This window comes from Coprococcus sp. AF102-57 (assembly GCF_027686195.1).
In the GTDB taxonomy this organism is placed as follows: Bacteria; Bacillota; Clostridia; order Lachnospirales; family Lachnospiraceae; genus Allocoprococcus; species Allocoprococcus comes.
The window spans coordinates 33,524-50,922 of the sequence record NZ_JAQCSY010000008.1; the positions used below are offsets into that span (position 1 = coordinate 33,524).

Genomic DNA, 17,399 nt, shown 5'->3' on the forward strand with positions numbered 1-17,399 from the left:
GTATTTAACGGAGGATAAAAAATTGAAGAAATCTTTGTATCGACAAGTTATGTTTGTAATATCAAGTATATGTCTTATATTACTTATCACTATTGCTGTTAAAATAGGAGTATTCTCCGAACTCACTTCATGTGTTGGGATTGAAAGCATATTATCTGTTATTAACAACAGTTATTTTAGTGGTGTTTTATGTAGTATTATAGCTGTCATTGTAATTTACTTTTTTCAAGTTCAGTACAGTAAAAGAATGTTAAAAAAAGATGTTAGATGTAATGAAATTATTCAAGATGTTTATGACGGTATAGAGAAATATTGCAATATTTCAAATACTATTCCTGAAAGGACAAGTAAAAGTGAAGAAAAAGATTATTCTAAAAGACAAATAGCAGATGGTTTGATGTATTATAAGTTTTATAAAGAATATGAAGTAGATTTTGAGATGATGGCATATAGTCTATCATGTGAAAATAATGATATACTTATAGAATCTTTACAGTCATGTTTTTTTCTTAATTTAAACTTTAAACTTTTAAACATAGTGAATAATATAAAAAACAGGTTACCAAATATACGTAATGGCTATCCAGAAATCAAAGAGATATGCGAAAACTATGAACTTAATAATGATGAGAATATGTTGAAAAGCATAGAGAATAGATTTCCTCATTATCTTATTGATTTGCGTTTTATGGCAACTTATTGGCAAGAATTATTAGATTATTTAAACTATGACCCTACATATATAAAATTGTTTGTACGTACTTATAATTCTCAATATGATATTTTAGAAGAACTTAAACAACCAAAAGAAATTCAATACGCAAAACAGAGAAAAATTCAAAAAGAAGTACGAAAAGCAATTTGGTTATATAAAATAAAAAATTTTTGGAATAAGTAGTTGAATGAAAAACTATTAGTCATATTTATAAAGCAGTTAGTCTTAGGATTGACTGCTTTTTTCTTGCCTAAAATTGGATTGGAGTGATGAAATGAGCGATATTTTTAAGGATATGCAGGCAAAAGTCGGCTGTGAATACATTTCCGACCTGCCCTCTTACAAGCGTAAGGTGTGGCAGGAAATGAAACGGCTGAACCTTGCTGACTATGAAGAAAGACAGTTAGAAGATTTTTCAAAGTATGTGTTTGGTATGTCGTACCAGACCTTAAAAGATGTGATGAAACAACAGAAAGGACGTGAGGAACAATGCAGGAAACAAGGGTGCTGGTGGAAACGAAAGGAACAACTGGCGAAGAAACAACATCATACTGGTTCGACCTGCCGATAGATGTTGCCGAATTTGAAGAAAAGTTAGGTATCGGTGCAGAAAGTGGGGATTACCGCATTATCGAAAAGGTGTTGCCTTATGCTGATGAAGTCCACGAACATACAAGCGTGTACCAGCTCAACGAATTAGATTTTATGTACCGCCAGCTTTCAAGTGATATGCAGGAAGAATATGTATCACTACTTACGGTGTTTGAGAATTTAGAAGCACTTTATCTTTGCAGGAACGTAATTACCGTTTATCCCGACTGCAAAAGCATGATAGATGTTGCAAGGCAAAAGCTGATGAACGACCCGACGTTCAAGCATTTATCCGAGGACTGTCAAGAATACTACTTTGACTTTGAAGCCTATGCTTCTCACTTGCAGGAACACGGGAAATTTTTAGTAACAGAACACGGTATCTTTGAACTGCCAGAGTAGGAAATGAGGTGGTGCTTATGATTGATGATATGGCGGTTTACATTGCTAATCTTGGCAAATACAATGAGGGCTATTTAGTCGGTGCATGGTTCACATTTCCTATTGACGAGGAAGATGTGAAAGAAAAGATCGGTTTGAATGAACAGTATGAAGAATACGCAATCCATGATACCGACAACTTCCCCATTGCGATTGGCGAGTATGTTTCCATTGAAGAACTCAATGAGATGTATGAAATGATAGAGGAACTTCCCGACTATATCGTAGAGTGTCTGGACGAATTTATCAGCCACTACGGAACGCTGGAAGAAGTCGTGGAACACAAGGACGATATTTATTATTATCCCGGCTGTGAAACCATGACAGACGTTGCCTACTACTACATAGACGAATTGCAGGCACTAGGGGATATTCCACCCAGCTTGCAGAACTACATTGACTATGAAGCCTACGGGCGAGATTTGGATATGGGTGGTTGCTTTATTGAAACAAGCCGAGGTATGTGCGAGATACCATACTAACGCTGGAAGATCAGCGACAAGCATTGTTGCTACTGACAGCGTATTTCTCTTTTAAGGGACAGTCTGAAACATGGCTGTCCTTTTCTATTTTGAAAGGAGCTGAAAGAACTTGAAAAAGATTAAATCTTATACGGGTATCTGGAACGTGGAAAAAGTCTTGTATGCAATCAATGACTTTAACTTACCTTTTCCCGTTACCTTTACACAGATTACATGGTTTGTGATTACGGAATTTATCATCATTCTGTTTGGGGATATTCCCCCTCTTTCCATGATTGAGGGAGCATTTCTCAAATATTTCGGTATTCCCGTTGCTCTCACTTGGTTTATGTCGCAGAAAACTTTTGACGGAAAGAAGCCGTACAGCTTTTTGAAATCACAGATAACTTATGCGTTGCGACCTAAAATCACTTATGCAGGAAAAGCCGTAAAACTGCATAAGCAGATATTGAATGAAACAATCACGGCAGTAAGGAGTGTGAACTATGTTCCCGATAAAATATATTGACAATAACCTTGTCTGGAACAAGGACAATGAGGTGTTCGCTTACTATGAGCTGATACCGTACAACTATTCTTTCTTATCCGCAGAGCAGAAATTTATCGTGCATGACAGCTTTCGACAACTTATCGCACAGTCCCGTGATGGTAAAATTCATGCCTTGCAGATTGCCACAGAAAGCTCCATACGAAGTATGCAGGAGCAGTCAAAGAAACTGGTAACTGGAAAACTAAAGGAAGTTGCCTATCAGAAGATAGACGAACAGACCGAAGCGTTAGTATCAATGATTGGGGACAATCAAGTGGACTACCGCTTTTTTCTTGGCTTTAAGCTCATGGTAACGGAAGAACAGCTCAATCTGAAGAACATCAAAAAATCGGCGTGGCTGACATTTACGGAGTTTCTCCATGAAGTGAACCACACGCTGATGAATGATTTTGTTTCCATGCCGAATGATGAAATCAACCGTTATATGAAAATGGAAAAGTTACTGGAAAATAAAATCTCCCGTCGCTTTAAGGTGCGTCGCTTGGAAATCCATGATTTTGGGTATCTCATGGAACATCTTTACGGCAGGGACGGTATCGCCTATGAAGATTATGAGTACCAGCTACCAAAGAAGAACTATAAGAAAGAAACGCTGATAAAATACTACGACCTTATCCGTCCGACAAGGTGTATGATTGAGGAAAGCCAGCGATATTTACGATTGGAACATGAGGATAAGGAAAGCTATGTGTCTTACTTTACCATCAATGCGATTGTCGGAGAGCTTGATTTTCCGTCGTCTGAAATCTTCTATTTCCAGCAACAGCAATTCACATTCCCCGTTGATACGAGCATGAATGTAGAAATTGTGGAGAACAGAAAAGCATTAACGACCGTCCGCAACAAGAAAAAGGAATTGAAAGATTTGGATAATCACGCCTATCAAGCAGGAAGTGAAACCAGCTCAAATGTGGTGGACGCATTAGACAGCGTGGACGAGCTGGAAACGGACTTAGACCAGACAAAAGAAAGTATGTATAAGCTCTCTTATGTGGTGCGTGTCTGTGCTGATGATTTGGACGAATTAAAACGCCGTTGTGATGAAGTCAAGGACTTTTACGACGACCTCAATGTAAAGCTGGTGCGTCCTGCTGGCGATATGCTGGGGCTTCATTCTGAATTTTTACCAGCCAGCAAGCGATATATCAATGATTATGTGCAGTATGTAAAATCAGATTTTCTAGCAGGGCTTGGTTTTGGTGCTACACAGCAGTTAGGGGAAAACACGGGTATCTATATGGGATATTCCGTTGATACGGGAAGAAATGTGTACCTGCAACCGTCCCTTGCCAGTCAAGGCGTGAAAGGCACAGTTACCAACGCTTTAGCTTCTGCTTTTGTCGGTTCGCTTGGCGGTGGGAAATCGTTCTGCAACAATCTTCTTGTGTATTATTCGGTTCTCTTTGGGGGACAAGCGGTTATCTTAGACCCTAAAAGTGAGCGTGGAAACTGGAAAGAAACGCTCCCAGAAATCGCCCATGAAATCAATATCGTAAACTTAACCAGCGACAAGGACAATGCAGGACTTCTTGACCCGTTTGTGATTATGAAGAATGTAAAAGACGCTGAAAGTCTGGCAATCGACATCTTAACATTCCTTACGGGTATTTCTTCAAGGGACGGAGAAAAATTCCCCGTACTTCGTAAGGCGGTGCGTTCCGTTACCCAAAGCGACAGTCGGGGCTTACTTCATGTGATAGACGAGCTACGCCGTGAAGATACGCCTATATCAAGAAATATCGCAGACCATATCGACAGCTTCACGGACTACGACTTTGCACACCTGCTGTTTTCAGACGGTACGGTGGAAAATGCTATCAGTCTGGATAACCAGCTCAATATTATTCAAGTAGCGGACTTAGTATTACCAGATAAGGACACGACCTTTGAGGAATACACGACCATTGAATTATTGTCGGTGGCAATGCTGATTGTGATTAGTACCTTTGCCCTTGATTTTATCCATTCGGACAGAAGCATTTTTAAGATTGTAGACCTTGACGAAGCGTGGGCGTTCTTAAATGTGGCACAAGGCGAAACGCTTTCTAACAAGCTGGTTCGTGCTGGACGAGCTATGCAGGCAGGTGTTTATTTCGTTACACAATCCTCTGGGGACGTGTCAAAGGAAAGTCTGAAAAATAATATCGGCTTAAAATTTGCTTTCCGTTCTACTGACATCAACGAGATAAAACAGACCTTAGAATTTTTCGGTATCGACAAGGACGACGAGAACAACCAGAAACGGCTTCGTGATTTGGAAAACGGACAATGTTTATTGCAGGACTTATACGGGCGTGTCGGCGTGGTGCAGATACACCCAGTCTTTGAAGAACTGCTACACGCTTTTGATACCAGACCGCCCGTACAGAGAAATGAGGTGGAGTGATGAAAGAAAGGATAAAAGGTGCGTTCACAAAAAAGAAGATTTTCCACTTTCTCAAAATGGCTCTGTTTGTCGTGGCACTTTCCCTTATCCTGCTTTCACTTCTGGGGACGGTGGCTCATGCGACGGGGCTTGTGGACGATACCATAAACGCAGAAAATCTTTATTCTAAATATCCGCTTTCCAACTACCAGCTTGATTTTTTCGTCGATAATAGCTGGTCGTGGCTTCCGTGGAACTGGCTGGACGGTATCGGAAAATCGGTACAGTACGGGCTTTACTGCATTACCAACTTTGTCTGGACGATAAGCCTTTATTTAAGCAATGCCACGGGTTATGTGGTGCAGGAAGCCTATAAACTGGACTTCATCAACGATATGGCAGACAGTATCGGAAAGAGCATACAGACCCTTGCAGGCGTAACACAGAACGGTTTTTCCAGTTCTGGCTTTTATGTCGGTTTCCTGCTTCTCATTATCTTAGTGGTGGGACTTTATGTTGCCTATACGGGACTGATAAAAAGAGAAACAAGTAAGGCACTTCACGCCGTTATCAACTTTGTAGTGGTGTTCGTGCTGTCCGCTTCGTTTATTGCCTACGCTCCCGACTACATCAAGAAGATAAATGAATTTTCAAGTGATATTAGTACCGCTTCTTTGGACTTGGGAACAAAAATCATGCTCACAAATTCCGACAGTGAGGGTAAGGACAGCGTGGACTTGATACGGGACAGCCTATTTTCTATTCAAGTGGAACAGCCGTGGCTACTTCTACAATTCGGTAACAGCAATGCAGAGGAAATCGGGACAGACCGTGTCGAAGCTCTTGTATCGGCAAGCCCAGAGGACGAGGACGGGAAAACCAGAGAAGAAGTCGTGAAAACAGAAATCGAAGACAACGACAACAACAATCTGACGATACCGCAGGTCGTGAACCGTTTGGGTATGGTGTTCTTCCTACTGTTCTTTAACTTAGGTATCACGATATTTGTATTCTTGCTTACAGGCATGATGTTGTTCAGCCAGATACTTTTTATTATATTCGCTATGTTTTTACCTATCAGCTTTTTACTTTCCATGATACCGAGCTATGAAAGCATGGCAAAGCAGGCAATCGTGAGGGTATTTAATACCATAATGACACGTGCAGGAATAACGCTCATTGTAACGGTAGCGTTCAGTATTTCCAGTATGTTTTACAATATTTCCACGGACTATCCGTTTTTCATGGTGGCGTTCTTGCAGATAGTATGTTTCGCTGGTATCTATATGAAACTGGGCGACTTAATGAGTATGTTCTCGCTTAATGCTAACGACAGTCAAAGCATGGGACGAAGAATTTTCCGCAGACCGTATCTGTTTATGCGACATAGGGCTAGGCGTATGGAACACCGTATTGCAAGGGCGGTAAGTGCTGGCGGTATTTCGGGCGGTGTCGCTGGTGCGGTGGCTGGAAGTGCCGTTGCTGGCAAAAGGGCTGAAAGAAAAAATACCGCTTCTAAAAAAAATCGGGGCAATACCACGTCCAGCATGGGACAGCGTGCAGGCTCAAAGGTGGGTGCTGTCTTAGACACGAAAAATAAAGTGAAAGACAAGGCAAATGCTGTCAAAGAAAACATCAAGGATATGCCGACACAGACCGCTTATGCGGTATATTCCGCAAAGGAAAAGGCAAAGTCCAGCGTATCAGATTTCAAGCGTGGCATGGTGCAGGAACAGCAGTCCAGACAGACGGGACGTATGGAAAAGCAGGAACAGCATAGACAAAATATCGCTGACAAGCGTATGGAGCTTCAAAAGGCACAAGAAGCAAGGCAGGCACAGCGAAAGGCTGACGGATCAGCGACAACGGGAGCTACCCGTCCCCATGAGCGACCAGCCACAGCTTCAACTATTCCAAAACCGAGTGCGGAAAAAATGCAGGAAGTTAAACGCCCTGCCACAGCGACCACTTCTAAAACAAGCGAGCCAGTCAAGACAAATGTTCTCAAAGAGCGTCCGCTATCTTCTGGTGCTTCTGATAAGAAAGCGACCCAGCCTGCACAGACAGTATATAGGCAGAATGTAGAAAAAGTGGTATCAAGGGAAACACGACAGAATTACAAAGCAGAGCGTACTACAAAGACACAGACCTTTGAACAATCAAAGCGTACAACGGAACATACCGAAAAGAACCGTAATCTTGTAACGAAGAAAGGACAGAAGAAAAAATGAAACTGAAATATATCGCTATTATTGGCAGTCTGTTTCCTATCCTCTTTTCTCTGGTGCTGTTCTTTGGTGTTTTGATTAGTGCGGACAGCGACGACGAGAACAGCAATTTTTCTTCTGGCATTACGGGTATGAACTTATCCGCAGAAGTCTTGAAACATCAGCCTATGGTAGAAAAGTACGCCAGAGAATACAACATTTCCGAGTATGTCAATGTGTTACTTGCTATCATTCAAGTAGAAAGTGGCGGTACGGCAGAAGATGTTATGCAGAGTTCGGAAAGTCTTGGTTTACCGCCTAATTCCTTAGATACGGAAAGCTCAATCAAGCAGGGGTGTAAGTATTTTGCGTCCCTGCTTTCTTCCTGCAAAAATCAAGGTATCGACGATTTGAATGTAGCGATACAGTCCTATAACTATGGCGGTGGCTATGTGGGATATGTGGCAGGAAAAGGAAAGAAACATACATACAATCTTGCAGAGAGCTTCGCTCGTGAGAAATCGGGTGGAAAGAAAGTAACCTATACGAACCCGATAGCCGTTGCGAAGAATGGGGGCTGGCGGTATGGCTATGGAAATATGTTCTATGTGGAATTAGTCAATCAGTATTTAGCTGTACCGCAGGTATCAGGAGAACTGGCACAAAAGGTAATGAATGAAGCGTTGAAATATCAAGGCTGGAAATATGTGTATGGTGGCAGTAACCCGAACACTTCCTTTGATTGTAGCGGACTTGTGCAATGGTGCTATGGAAAAGCTGGTATCTCTTTACCGAGAACGGCACAGGCACAGTATGACGCTACCCAACATCTTCCACTCTCGCAGGCAAAGGCTGGGGACTTGGTATTTTTCCATTCCACCTATAACGCTGGAAGTTATGTAACACACGTCGGTATTCTTGTTTCGCCGACACAGATGTACCATGCAGGCGACCCGATAGGATATGCAGACCTAAGCAGTAGTTACTGGCAACAGCACTTAATCGGTGCAGGACGAGTAAAACAATAGAAAGGACTTGAAAATATGTTTAAGAAGAATAAGAAACAGACAGAAACTCTCAAAGAACCAAAAGAAAAAAAGGTGCGTACTGTCAAGGTAGGTACACATAAGAAAACCGTGATTGCGTTGTGGGTGGTGCTTATCGCAAGCGTGAGTTTTGGGGTGTATAAGAATTTTACGGCTATCGACCAGCACACGACCCATGAAAAAGAAATCATTGAACTTCGCTTGCAGGACACCAACGGGATAGAAAATTTCGTGAAGAACTTTGCGAAGTCTTATTACACGTGGAATAACAGCAAAGAAGCGATTGAAGCAAGGACGCAGGCAATCAGCAGTTATCTGACAAAGGAATTGCAGGACTTGAATGTTGATACAATCAGAACGGATATACCAACCAGCTCCACAGTTACAGATGTGATTATCTGGTATATCGAGCAATCGGGAACGGACACTTTTTCTGCTACCTACGAAGTAGATCAGCAGATAAAAGAGGGAGAACAGACAAGCAATGTGAAAGCGACCTATATAGTAAAAGTCCATGTAGACGCTGACGGGGATATGGTAATCATTCAGAACCCTACTCTTGCACCAGCAATCGAAAAATCAGACTATGAGCCTAAGACACCAGAAGCAGACGCAAGCGTAGACGCTGATACCGTCAATGACGCTACCGCATTTCTGGAAACATTCTTTAAGCTGTATCCAACAGCAACAGAAAAAGAACTTGCCTATTATGTAACGGGAAATGTGCTTGAACCTATCGGCAGGGACTATCTTTATTCTGAACTGGTAAACCCTATCTTTACAAAGGACGGGGATAATGTGAAAGTCAAGGTTGCCGTGAAATTCCTTGATAATCAAACAAAGGGGACGCAGGTATCGCAATATGAGCTTGTACTACATAAGGATAGCAACTGGAAGATTGTAGGATAAATGATAATAAAGCGTGTATTTCAGTACAGATTTACACGCTTTTTCTATATGGCATAATCATAAATTCCACACAAAAAGTAAGAAATATGTTATAATAAGCTGAAATTATAATAAGGCGGTGGCTAAATGGCAAAACAAAAGTATTCTTTTGACAGCAAGATACACATTTATAGAGCTACAAAACGAATGAGCCAGCAAGAACTCGCTGACCTTGTTGGAGTATCTCGGCAAACGATAATACAGCTTGAAAGAAACCGATACAATCCGTCCATGTTGTTAGCATATAGTATTGCGAAAGTATTTGATGTAGCGATTGAAGATTTATTTGACTTTGAGGAGGCAGAAAAATGATTGAGTGGATAACGCTTTTATTAGACAGCAAATTTTTAATGCGAGCAAATGGAATACTCGGCTTTTTGCTTTTGGGCTTCTTTGTATTCTTCTATTTTTCAAAAGAAGGACGAGATGAAAGAGGTCGAGGACTTATTGCTACTGCTTCGTTAATCGCTTTTGTTGCCTTGTTCTTCCTTTTGAATATTGTGGCAAATAATTTAAGTTGGCTTATGGATAACCATGTTAGGTTAATGAATGGTTTACAGTTATCGTACACCCTATTTCTATTTATTGCTGATATTGCATTGTTGATTTTAAGGAAAATCAAATAGTTTTGAAAAAAGTTAAATTCGCCACGTTTACAACATTTCAGATAAGCGTGGTTGATTTTTTACTTTTGATGTAAGAAATACTTTACAATTAGATTGAAAAGTATTACAATAAAAGATGGAGAGAACTTCCAACAATTTTGAAAGGAGTTGCGATTATGGCAGACAAACATTTAACAGAAAATTTAAAAGGAAATTATTTTTCAAGCGAAAGAAAAGACATGACATTTTTAAAAGGCATTACTTTAGTTGCGTTACTTCCCATTTGGGCTGGATATGCTTTTGCCCTTTATAATGGAGATAGCAACAATTTGTCAAATTATTCTTTATTGATTTTAGCGTTTTCTGCAATGAATTTTAATGCTATATGCGGAGTAGAAAAAATAGAAAACAAAGTCTTGAATTTGGTTGCTAAGTTGGACGGTGTTTTATTTTTCGTTTGGGTATTTGTAACTATTATTCAATTACTTTTAAAATAAATGGGAAAGGTGTTGTATTATGGCTATCTTAAAAAAAAGAGATATAAAAAAAGCATTGAAAGCAGGAGCAAAAGCTGGCGCTGTATCATTGGCTGATGTTCGGGCTGATATAGAAGCGACGATTGATGAAGCTATGAACAGCACCGACCCAGAAGTGCAGGCGAATTTCAAAAGGTATTTTGGAAATAAACGCCCTACGGCAGAAGAATATATTTATACGATTACCAAAAAGACAAAGATTTAAGAAAAGGAAAAAGGCTTACGTACATGATTGATCACGCAAGCCTTTTTCCTTTTCAGTTACAATTTAATTATAAATGTGTTTTATATTATAAATGCTTAGAAATGGCTAAGAAATTTCAAAATATAGTAGAAAGGCGGAAAAAATATGGATTATGTTTTAGAAACAAGAGGATTAGAAAAAAAGATTAAAAATGAAAACATTATAAAAGGAATTTCTTTGAAAGTACCAAAAGGAGAAACTTATGGTTTATTAGGTCCTAATGGAGCAGGTAAAAGTACAACTATGAAACTCCTTTGCGGACTGTTAAAGGCTAGTAGTGGAGAAATTATTTTTGATGGAAAGAAATGGTCAAAAGATACTTTAAATAAAATAGGTGTTTTAATTGAAAATCCTGCAATTTATGGAAATTTAACTGCGAGGGAAAATATGAAAATTCATGCTTGTATGTTAGGAGTATCAGAAAGTGAAGTAAAACGTGTTCTGACATTGTTAAAAATGGATAAAACCGGAAAGAAAAAAGTCTCAAATTTTTCTCTCGGTATGAAACAACGTTTAGGAATTGCAATAGCTCTTTTAGGCAATCCCAGTCTAGTTATTCTAGATGAACCAACGAATGGATTAGACCCGATTGGTATTCAAGAATTAAGAGATTTAATAAAAAGGTTAAATGAAAGTGGGATTACAGTTTTAGTTTCCAGCCATAATCTTGCAGAAATTCAACACATAGCGTCTTATGTAGGAATTATCATAAATGGAAAATTAAAATATGAGGGAAAAGTGAATAACAATGACAATTTAGAAAATATCTTTATGAATGTTACTAGAGAGGAGGAATATTCTTATGTATAGATTATTTCGTTCAGAATTATTAAAATCGAAGCGAACATTGCTTAGACCAACTCTTTTTATAGGAGCTGTAATATTTTCTGTTTTGCTGATGATAGTTGCAAATTTAGCACCTGATGCTTTAGAAAAATCATGGGAACATTATACAAAGATGATTTTCAATATGTGGACAATATCATTCAATACATTAGGAATTTCATTGCTATGTATATTAACAGAATATACAGAAAAGAAAAATAATACTTATCGTTCGATTTATGTAGAAGCACGTTCAACGAAAAGGGTTTGGATAGCAAAATTATTTGCTTTGGCATTTTATTCATTTATGACCACTGCTCTATTGACTATTTTTGTTTGTATTTTAGCATTACTTAATCATCTTGGGATAAATACGATAATCTCTGTGTTGGAAATGGGTGGTATAACATGGCTAACATCTTTACCTATTATTCCCATTGCTTTGTTTTGTGCGCATAACTTTAAAACTGTGGGAGCATTGGGAATAGGCTTTTTGGGATTTATTTCAGCACCTATCATGGCACCAGAGAATTATTGGATATTTAATCCATACAGTTATGGTGTAAGAGGTGTTGTACCTATTACCAAAATTCACCCAAATGGAATTGTTTTAGAAAATACAAGTGAGTTATTAAACACACATACAATTATAGTAGCTATATTATTAGCTCTTATATGTTTTGCAATATTTACGTTGGTAACATCATTCATTTTTTCGCAAAGAGAGGGAAATTAAAATGTATTTTATGAAAGCCTTACGTGTAGAACATATAAAGAGCAAGCGAACTATGTTAAACATAATTCCTTTCGCATTATCACTTATAGTAACTATTTGTATTTTGTTTATTTGTAGAACGAGTAATAAAGACGAAATTGTTTCTAATAGTTTGTATTATTGGATAAACATTTCATCTATAGCTGTACCTCTGTTGGTGGGAATTTTAGCTGGCATTATGGGAGAACAAGAACAAGAAGCTGGTAATTATCAAGTAATAAGAAAAAGTATTCATAGAGGGCAAAATTTCTTTTTTAAATCTTTATATTTATTAAGTTTATTAGCTTACTTTGTGTTTTTTTCTATGATATTATTATATATTAGTATTTGGAGTGTTTATCACCCAGACAATTTTACGGCTCTTCTATTTTTGAAAACAGCACTTATTTTTATGGTAGGTTCTCTTTTCCTTGTACCTTTTCAACTGTGGAGTAGTTTTTATTTCAATATGGGTGCTTCGATAGGCTTCGGTATTTTTGGAACGATATTTGTTGCTTATATTAGTTCATTACCTATGATTGAAGAAAGAATATGGAGATTAATTCCGTGGACATGGTCTATGAAAACGACAAGTATTTATTTTGATAATAATACTTTGAATGTACAAGGTGTAAATTTACCATTAGATTTAATGATACAATTATTGTTCTTCGTACTTCTTTTTGTTGGAATAGTATTATGGTTTAAAAAATGGGAGGGGCAAACAAAGGGATAAAGGAGAAATTTGTATGGCTAAAATATTAGTAATAGATGATGATATATCTTTGCTTCAGCTTATAAAAAATGCTTTGGAATACGACCATAGCATAACGACTTATACTGGATTGTCCAGCGTATCTATTCGAGAAATAAATAAACACGATTTATTGATACTTGATGTTATGATGCCAGAATTAGATGGATTTACTTTTTTGAAAGAAAAAAGGCGTGAAATCGACATACCTGTGTTATTTTTAACTGCCAAAAGTTTTGAGCAGGATTTAATAGAAGGTTTTTCCATAGGTGCAGATGACTATATTGTGAAGCCTTTTTCTGTTAAAGAGCTTCGATATCGAATAATGGCTCATATACGTAGAGAAAACAGAACAAAAAGTAATATGATTCATATTGGAAATATCTTTTGTGATTTTACAGTTAGAAAAATCTATGTAAATGAAGCAGAAATAAATATGACTTCAACAGAATATGAAATATGTTCTTTACTAATGCGTAATCCTAATCGTGTATTTACAAAAGATGAAATATACGAAAAACTTTTTGGATTTGACGGCATGGGGGACGCAGAAACGACAATAAGAGAAAGAATAAAAGAAATCAGAAAAAAATTTAAGATTTATGAAGAAGAACCGATAAAAACAGTTTGGGGAGTTGGGTATCAATGGGAAAAAAATCAATAATGCGAATGTTATTAACGCTTAGTATTTCTCAAATTTGTTATATGTTCATAGTAGTAATGATGTTTGGTCTAGGAGTTTTTTTTCTAGGAGAAACAGAAATTATCATTTCACCAAATGCAATATCTCAAAATGTTGAAATCATAAAAGAGGAAGCTCTTGATAACACACTTGAAGAAATGGACATACCTGCATATATTGAATATGCTAAACTTTCAGATAGTGGTAATTATATAAATGGTTCTATACAAGATGAAGAACTAATACAAGAAGTATGCGAAAAAGGAAAAATCAATCAATTGCGCTTTATGAATGGAACAACTTACGAACTTATTGGTAATTCATCTGAAAAGTGGGTTCTGGGATATAAGAGTGCTACCTCACAGTTTTCGAATGATTTTCTGAGAAGTGTTTTCCCAAGTGCCGATTTAACAATCATTAGTTGTTTTCTCATTGCAGTAATTACAGGATTTTTAGTTATTTTAAAAGTGTATAGAAATCGGTTAAGCAAAGAATTAAATAAGATAACGAATATACAAAACACAATTTTATCTGATGATAGAGAAATTTCTGAATTATCCAGTCCATTAAAAGAAGTAAATGATATTCTCATTATTTTGAGTGAAATGGAAAAGACAGTAAAAGAAAGTACAAAAAAACAGTTGAAACAAGCACAACTTTTAGAAAATAGTATTCAATCACTTACGCATGATATACAAACACCTGCTTCTGTCGTATCTGGCAATTTAGAATTGCTAGAAGAAACAAATATGGATGTAAACCAAAAAGAATATGTTAAATATGCTCAAGACGGAATTTCTAAAATATCTGAATATGTGGAAGAATTAAAAACTCTTTCAAAATTGGAACAACCTAAAACAGAATATGTTCATTTTAATGAAAAATATGTAGATAATTTGATTTTACTTGCAAATCAAATGGCCCGTTTAAAAAACGTAACCGTTTCTGTAATACAAAAAGATTGGACAGATGATTTATTGATAGAGCCAAAAGATATTCAAAAGGCTTTTCAAAATATCATTTCAAATGCTGTTGGATTTTCTGAAAAATCTTCTCAAATAAAATTAAAGTTTATCAATAATAAATCGGAGTATATTGTAAGTGTAATTGATAATGGAAAAGGTTTTAGTAAGGAGAGTTTGGAAAAAGCAACTCAAAAATTTTATTCAGAAAATAAGGCGAGAAGTGGTTCTCATTATGGATTAGGACTTTCAATAGTCGAAAAAATAATGAATGAACATAGTGGATTTCTTCAAATTGAAAATTTAGAAGTTGATAATATAATTGTTGGAGCAAAAGTTTCTCTTATTTTTAAGCTTAAATAGAATGTTCATGGAAAAATTAAGTTAATTTGCTACCTGCGGAGCAGATCAGCAAACAAAAGCTAGTAGAACACTACTTAAAAGAAAAATGGGGAAAGCAAGAAGCTAGTTACTTCTTGTTCTCCCTGCTATTCAAGATACCGTCAATCGTACCTTGAATGATTTTTAATTCGTTATCACTCAATAAATCAAGAGAGGTTTCTATTTGACGACGAGCTGTACTTTTTGCTACTTTCTCCGTTGGATAGAAATATTCATCAACTGATATATTGAACATGGTAACTAAATCATGGAATAATTGAAAACTTGGGTGTGAACCAACATTTTCAATATCTGCGATATGACGTTCTCCATAGAATACCTTATCGCCTAAATCATTACGAGAAAGTCCCGCTTTCTCACGGGCTTCTCTGATTGCCAGCCCTAGCGGTCTGAAATCAAAAGTATGTGTTTCTTTTGTTTTTCTCATTTTAAATCACCTAACATGAGTTTATACTTCATGCTGTATATTTAGAATGTGTTAAAATTGCATATATCATGCAGTAATAATTCAAAAGCTGTTATCGTGTGCGGTAAATAAAAAAAACCGTTCCTAGATAATATACTTTTGTGCGTCTTGAAAAATAACGGGACGGTTTTGGATATAACCAGAACTGTCCTTTTTTTCTTAGGGATAAATACGGTATAGCTCTGGTTAAAGGGGGCTATACCATGATTGCATACGGAAGAACGTTCTGCCGTTCTCAACTGGATAAATATTTCAGTCCACTATTACAATCATTATACCCTTTATATGAGTTAAAAATTCATATCAATAGAATTTATAAAACAGTCCGTTTGTGTAATTATACATTATCGGGCTGTTTTTGTTTTTTTAAAAAATTTTTTTGAAAATCTTGGTAGCTTGCCACCTCTTTGGGTAGTTAGGGTGCGGAAAGGGGGAAATAAACAAAAGTTTATTTCAATCCAGCACGGAAAGGAGGTGAGCAAATGAAAACATCTTCTTTCAAACAAGCCATTGAAGCACAGTTTGATTGCCTTTCAAAAAAAGTAATTAAACGCGCAGTAAAGAAAGGCTACCGTGATATGAAAAGGCGTGAAAAACACGAATGTTTATTTTCGGATATTCCAGATTATGAACAATCACGTTTTGGAGAATTGGATAAATACGAAAGTGATTATACTGTATTCAATATCTTAGGCATTGAAGTCTGGGTTGAGGACGACCAGTTAAGCGAAGCCCTTAAAACATTGACAGAGAAGAAACGCAACATTATTTTGTTGTCCTACTTTATGGATATGTCGGATAGTGAAATCAGCGAATTTATTAAAATTCCCCGTTCTAACGTCCAGTATCACAGAACAAAAACACTTGAAGCAATGAGAAAAATTATGGAGGAACGCAAATGAAGAAATACGAACATCTGCCTTTTGAGATTATTTTATCAGCAACAGAGAGCGACCCAGAAGCGATTGAAACCGTTATGGAATTTTATGACGGTTACATTTCAAAACTGTGCCTGCGTAAATTGTATGATGAATACGGTAATGTTTGCATGGTTGTGGACGCCGATTTAAAAAACAGAGTTCAGACAGCATTACTTGATATGCTGATGAATTTTGAAATTGTAGTGATGTAGTACATACAAGTGAAGTCTGGCACGTCCCCCCTTTCCTGCCACTTCACTTGTCACTTTATTAAAATCAAAATCTGAAAGTTGATTTTAATAGGCTGAATAGCCGATAGCTCTTTGACAACTGAATAAAGCAGACAGATACGTTTGTGAGATAGCGAGCCACGGGGACTGTACGCCACGACCTTTTCAAAAGAAAGCGAGCGACCCACGCAGTGATCCGAGAGCGACTGTTGGAAAAGTCGTTTTGCCACGACCTATCCTCACAGAATAATGATACGTCCGCATGGTGCGGTTCTGCCCACAAGAATGGGAATAGTTGAGATACTAACGGAGCTTTCCAAAGCCGTCTGTCTGCTTATGTAACTTATAAATAGACACACAGTAAAGGGGGTGTTACATTATGTTAAATACTGATGTGTTAAATGATGTGATGTTCCAGCGAGGTAAGGTGTTGGAATATGAATAAAACGAAGATAAGAGCAACGGAACAGCCGATTGCTGTTGATATAGAGGGACTGTCTGCTATGTTATCTTGTGGTCGTGCTACTGCAAGAAAGATTGGTGAGCAGGCAGGAGCAAAAATTGTGATAGGTCGCAGGGTTCTTTATTCCATAGAAAAAGTCAAGAAATACTTGTTATATTTGGAAGAATAGAGCGATTTTCTATTTATGTTCTCTGGCGTGTGTAGTATAATA

General features: G+C 37.4%; 22 protein-coding genes. 21 read left to right on the forward strand and 1 reads right to left on the reverse strand.

The features are described 5' to 3' along the window. Positions 1-22: 22 nt before the first annotated feature. From PGZ10_RS06935 to PGZ10_RS07020, 18 genes are all read left to right on the forward strand, one after another. Positions 23-898: a hypothetical protein gene (locus PGZ10_RS06935; RefSeq protein WP_118381317.1), complete on the forward strand. Its 876-nt coding sequence runs from the start codon at positions 23-25 to the stop codon at positions 896-898. 91 nt (positions 899-989) lie between these two features. Next, entirely contained in the window at positions 990-1,286 is a 297-nt protein-coding gene (locus PGZ10_RS06940; RefSeq protein ID WP_117441986.1) for a conjugal transfer protein, read from the forward strand. Further along, positions 1,205-1,708, forward strand: coding sequence for an antirestriction protein ArdA (locus PGZ10_RS06945; RefSeq protein WP_117441985.1), 504 nt, complete (start codon positions 1,205-1,207; stop codon positions 1,706-1,708). The genes PGZ10_RS06940 and PGZ10_RS06945 overlap by 82 nt, the downstream gene beginning before the upstream one ends. 17 nt (positions 1,709-1,725) lie before the next feature. Continuing rightward, positions 1,726-2,229 carry an antirestriction protein ArdA gene (locus PGZ10_RS06950; protein WP_118381318.1) on the forward strand — a complete coding sequence of 168 codons (504 nt, stop codon included), beginning with the start codon at positions 1,726-1,728 and terminating at the stop codon, positions 2,227-2,229. A gap of 109 nt (positions 2,230-2,338) precedes the next feature. Beyond that, a complete protein-coding gene (locus PGZ10_RS06955) occupies positions 2,339-2,737 on the forward strand; it encodes a conjugal transfer protein (protein WP_003061368.1) in 399 nt (132 codons plus the stop codon). Further along, positions 2,715-5,165, forward strand: a complete 2,451-nt coding sequence (locus tag PGZ10_RS06960) for an ATP-binding protein (RefSeq protein WP_270540980.1) — start codon at positions 2,715-2,717, stop codon at positions 5,163-5,165. The genes PGZ10_RS06955 and PGZ10_RS06960 overlap by 23 nt, the downstream gene beginning before the upstream one ends. Further along, on the forward strand, positions 5,165-7,375 hold the full coding sequence (locus PGZ10_RS06965; protein WP_119223719.1) for a CD3337/EF1877 family mobilome membrane protein: 2,211 nt from the start codon (positions 5,165-5,167) through the stop codon (positions 7,373-7,375). The genes PGZ10_RS06960 and PGZ10_RS06965 overlap by 1 nt, the downstream gene beginning before the upstream one ends. After that, a complete protein-coding gene (locus PGZ10_RS06970; protein ID WP_118381321.1) occupies positions 7,372-8,379 on the forward strand; it encodes a C40 family peptidase in 1,008 nt (335 codons plus the stop codon). The genes PGZ10_RS06965 and PGZ10_RS06970 overlap by 4 nt, the downstream gene beginning before the upstream one ends. Positions 8,380-8,394: 15 nt before the next feature. Next, positions 8,395-9,306, forward strand: coding sequence for a conjugal transfer protein (locus PGZ10_RS06975; RefSeq protein WP_117950068.1), 912 nt, complete (start codon positions 8,395-8,397; stop codon positions 9,304-9,306). A gap of 126 nt (positions 9,307-9,432) precedes the next feature. After that, the gene (locus PGZ10_RS06980; protein WP_004613729.1) at positions 9,433-9,657 is read left to right on the forward strand and encodes a helix-turn-helix transcriptional regulator; all 225 of its coding nucleotides are present in this window, start codon (positions 9,433-9,435) and stop codon (positions 9,655-9,657) included. Next, complete coding sequence (locus tag PGZ10_RS06985; RefSeq protein WP_055153732.1) at positions 9,654-9,971, forward strand: hypothetical protein; 318 nt, start codon at positions 9,654-9,656, stop codon at positions 9,969-9,971. The genes PGZ10_RS06980 and PGZ10_RS06985 overlap by 4 nt, the downstream gene beginning before the upstream one ends. A 155-nt stretch (positions 9,972-10,126) precedes the next feature. Beyond that, complete coding sequence (locus PGZ10_RS06990) at positions 10,127-10,447, forward strand: hypothetical protein (protein ID WP_117441979.1); 321 nt, start codon at positions 10,127-10,129, stop codon at positions 10,445-10,447. Between the two features lie 19 nt (positions 10,448-10,466). Then, a complete protein-coding gene (locus tag PGZ10_RS06995; protein WP_270540982.1) occupies positions 10,467-10,691 on the forward strand; it encodes a hypothetical protein in 225 nt (74 codons plus the stop codon). Positions 10,692-10,835: 144 nt separating this feature from the next. Beyond that, the gene (locus PGZ10_RS07000; protein ID WP_117441977.1) at positions 10,836-11,540 is read left to right on the forward strand and encodes a lantibiotic protection ABC transporter ATP-binding subunit; all 705 of its coding nucleotides are present in this window, start codon (positions 10,836-10,838) and stop codon (positions 11,538-11,540) included. Beyond that, entirely contained in the window at positions 11,533-12,291 is a 759-nt protein-coding gene (locus PGZ10_RS07005) for a lantibiotic immunity ABC transporter MutE/EpiE family permease subunit (RefSeq protein WP_117441976.1), read from the forward strand. Before PGZ10_RS07000 ends, PGZ10_RS07005 begins: the two co-directional genes overlap by 8 nt. Position 12,292: 1 nt before the next feature. After that, entirely contained in the window at positions 12,293-13,045 is a 753-nt protein-coding gene (locus PGZ10_RS07010) for a lantibiotic immunity ABC transporter MutG family permease subunit (protein WP_117441975.1), read from the forward strand. 13 nt (positions 13,046-13,058) lie between these two features. After that, positions 13,059-13,727: a response regulator transcription factor gene (locus PGZ10_RS07015; protein WP_058692340.1), complete on the forward strand. Its 669-nt coding sequence runs from the start codon at positions 13,059-13,061 to the stop codon at positions 13,725-13,727. Next, positions 13,709-15,070, forward strand: a complete 1,362-nt coding sequence (locus tag PGZ10_RS07020; protein WP_226981728.1) for a sensor histidine kinase — start codon at positions 13,709-13,711, stop codon at positions 15,068-15,070. Before PGZ10_RS07015 ends, PGZ10_RS07020 begins: the two co-directional genes overlap by 19 nt. A 106-nt stretch (positions 15,071-15,176) precedes the next feature. Here the strand turns inward: PGZ10_RS07020 and PGZ10_RS07025 are convergent, their stop codons facing one another. Further along, positions 15,177-15,536 (reverse strand): helix-turn-helix transcriptional regulator, encoded by a 360-nt coding sequence (locus tag PGZ10_RS07025; protein ID WP_117441973.1) that lies wholly within the window; start codon positions 15,534-15,536, stop codon positions 15,177-15,179. 521 nt (positions 15,537-16,057) lie between these two features. Between PGZ10_RS07025 and PGZ10_RS07030 the strand changes: the two genes are divergently transcribed. The 3 genes from PGZ10_RS07030 (at position 16,058) to PGZ10_RS07040 (ending at position 17,357) form a co-directional block, all read left to right on the forward strand. Continuing rightward, a complete protein-coding gene (locus PGZ10_RS07030; protein WP_071143795.1) occupies positions 16,058-16,477 on the forward strand; it encodes an RNA polymerase sigma factor in 420 nt (139 codons plus the stop codon). Continuing rightward, positions 16,474-16,707 carry a helix-turn-helix domain-containing protein gene (locus PGZ10_RS07035; protein ID WP_117441972.1) on the forward strand — a complete coding sequence of 78 codons (234 nt, stop codon included), beginning with the start codon at positions 16,474-16,476 and terminating at the stop codon, positions 16,705-16,707. The genes PGZ10_RS07030 and PGZ10_RS07035 overlap by 4 nt, the downstream gene beginning before the upstream one ends. Before the next feature lie 455 nt (positions 16,708-17,162). Continuing rightward, entirely contained in the window at positions 17,163-17,357 is a 195-nt protein-coding gene (locus tag PGZ10_RS07040) for a hypothetical protein (RefSeq protein ID WP_004614488.1), read from the forward strand. Positions 17,358-17,399: the final 42 nt, after the last annotated feature.